Annotated in this window: 4 protein-coding genes; 1 reads left to right on the top strand and 3 read right to left on the bottom strand. The window is 58.0% G+C overall.

The annotated features are described in order from the left end of the window. On the bottom strand, positions 1–271 hold a 271-nt coding region (locus GEU01_RS20960), incomplete at its 3' end, for a helix-turn-helix domain-containing protein (RefSeq protein WP_026018770.1). 116 nt (positions 272–387) lie between these two features. Here GEU01_RS20960 and GEU01_RS20955 point away from each other — a divergent pair. Then, entirely contained in the window at positions 388–1263 is an 876-nt protein-coding gene (locus GEU01_RS20955) for a nucleotidyl transferase AbiEii/AbiGii toxin family protein (protein ID WP_042711009.1), read from the top strand. Between the two features lie 276 nt (positions 1264–1539). Here GEU01_RS20955 and GEU01_RS24080 read toward each other — a convergent pair whose 3' ends face one another. Together GEU01_RS24080 and GEU01_RS27680 are read right to left on the bottom strand one after the other, a co-directional pair. After that, complete coding sequence (locus GEU01_RS24080; RefSeq protein WP_081500054.1) at positions 1540–1794, bottom strand: tyrosine-type recombinase/integrase; 255 nt, start codon at positions 1792–1794, stop codon at positions 1540–1542. 178 nt (positions 1795–1972) lie between these two features. Further along, the coding region (locus GEU01_RS27680) for a hypothetical protein (protein ID WP_408734725.1) at positions 1973–2197 on the bottom strand (225 nt) is incomplete at its 5' end.

The raw sequence follows: 2197 nt of genomic DNA, 5'->3' as shown, positions 1-2197 counted from the left end.
ACAGCATCTCCTGTGTCAGGCGGGCTTTCTGTCCCCCGCCATGACGATCCACAAGGCCATCCGGGCCATCCGCATTGAAACGCAGCACCCAGTCACGGATACTCTGACGGTCTGTCCCCGCAAGCAGGGCCGCCTCGCCGCGCGAGGCGCCATCATAAATCGCCGCAAGCGCCAACAGGCGACGCGACTGACCCGCATGCCGGCTTCTGCGCGCAAGGCGTCGCAACTCCGAACTATCATGATCGTCACGCAGGGATAGAGGGCTGCCCATCCAGAATGCCTCCTTCAGAGAATGGTCTGCATCCTATGAATCACATTTTTAAACCGATGGGTACCCCGTGAGTCAGGCCAAACAATGGTTGGTATAAGCAGCAGGTGGCTCTCTTGATGCGGGTTGTTCCTTTCGTCGCGGGGGAGCAGATTTTCGCGCTTAAGGGTGGCACTGCGATCAACCTATTTGTGCGCGACATGCCACGCCTTTCCGTGGACATCGACCTGACATATCTGCCGGTTGAGGGGCGGCCCGCATCGCTCTCTGCGATTGATGCCGCGATGCTCAGGATCAAGGAGCGGATCGAACAGGGCATATCCGGTGTGAGGGTCAATGCCTCACGTTCGGCCGGTGAGAACATCGTGACCAAGCTGGTCGTTCGGGTCGGCGGTGTACAGATAAAGATAGAGGTAACGCCGGTGCTACGAGGCACCGTCTATGATCCGGCTGTGACAAGCGTGGTGCCTGCTGTCGAAGACGCCTTCGGGTTTGCCGAGATGCAAGTCGTATCTTTCGCTGACCTTTATGCGGGCAAGATCGTAGCTGCATTCGACCGCCAGCATCCCCGCGACCTTTTCGACGTGCGCGGCCTGCTGGCGAACGAGGGTGTCGACGATGCATTGCGTCGAGCTTTTCTGGTTTATCTCATCAGCCATAACCGCCCGATGGCTGAAGTTCTTGCCCCGACCCGCAAACCGCTGCGCGAGGAATTCGAGCGGGGCTTTGTCGGAATGACGGAAGAGTCCGTCACTCTCGCGGAACTGGAAGCCGCACGGGAAGCGATTATCGCCGAGATGGTTGCCGCCATGCCGGACGATCACCGGCGCTTCCTCGTCAGCTTCAAGCAAGGCGAACCGGCTTGGGAACTACTCGGGATACCGGAGGCCCAGCATTTGCCGGCCGTCATGTGGAAACAGCGCAATCTTGCCAAGCTGCCCCATGCCAAGCGCGCTGAACTGATCGAGGCATTGGAGCGGGTGCTGTTTTCATGAGCATGAATCGCCCGTCAGAATCCGCGTTGCCTGGCAATGAAGACGCAGGTAAAGGCGGATGGTCCTGTGCCCTCTGGACCACCCGAAATGACGTAAGTGACGATATTATGTGGGTTTTTGTGTGGGATAACTTTTTGTGGTCACGCAATAAATGTTAATAAATCAATATGTTGATTTGTTTTTGCGGCGGACATCCCCTCCGCCAGAACTTCTTGTAAACAAACAAGAAATTGCCAAGCGCCCTTTGGGGCGCTTTGGTCGTTTCAGGGTGGTTTTTCAGGCTGCTGTGGTAGAAATTGTGGTAGGTGCTGCAAAAATCTGCTCCGCCTGGAACTGGACCCGCTCCTGTTCCTCCACGGTCAGGAAGCCCAGATAGTTCTGTTCGGTTACCTTCACGGAACTGTGTCCAAGGTGCCGCGACAGGCGATAGATGTTTCCCCCTGCTTTCAGCCACCGCACGGCAAAGGCATGTCGCAGGCCATGCACCCCGAAGCGCCGGAACAGCGGATTGTCACGCAGGATGCGTCGCATGATCTGGGCATGATTGGATGAGAAATTGGCGAACGGCCTGCCGGTGGTGCCGCTGGTGTAAAGGAAGCCGTTTGCCGCCCCCTCCTCCAGCGCCCTGGTGGCATTGCCGCCGGGCGTGTGCCACGTGAGGGTGCGCGGTCTGCTGGGTTCATGCGCATGCCTGTCTCGGCCAATATGGTCAGGATGCCTGCAATTCCCGGTGGCGCTCCGGCCATTTAGCGGGCGATGGCCGCATCTGTTTCCCAATACGCGTCGCCCCAGACAGGTCATGAGTGAAAACGCGCTGGGTTATCTGCTTAACCGTGCGGGTTTCCATCACTGCCATGTACCGCATGGCTTCCGGGCATCGTTTTCCACCTGAGGTGGTCCCGTCCGTTCGGACAGTTTTGCGGGCTTGATAAGC

Origin of the sequence: Komagataeibacter europaeus LMG 18890 (assembly GCF_000285295.1) — a bacterium.
Lineage (GTDB): Bacteria > Pseudomonadota > Alphaproteobacteria > Acetobacterales > Acetobacteraceae > Komagataeibacter > Komagataeibacter europaeus.
The sequence above is the reverse complement of the archived record's forward strand: the minus strand, read 5'-3'. Positions and strand labels throughout refer to the sequence as shown.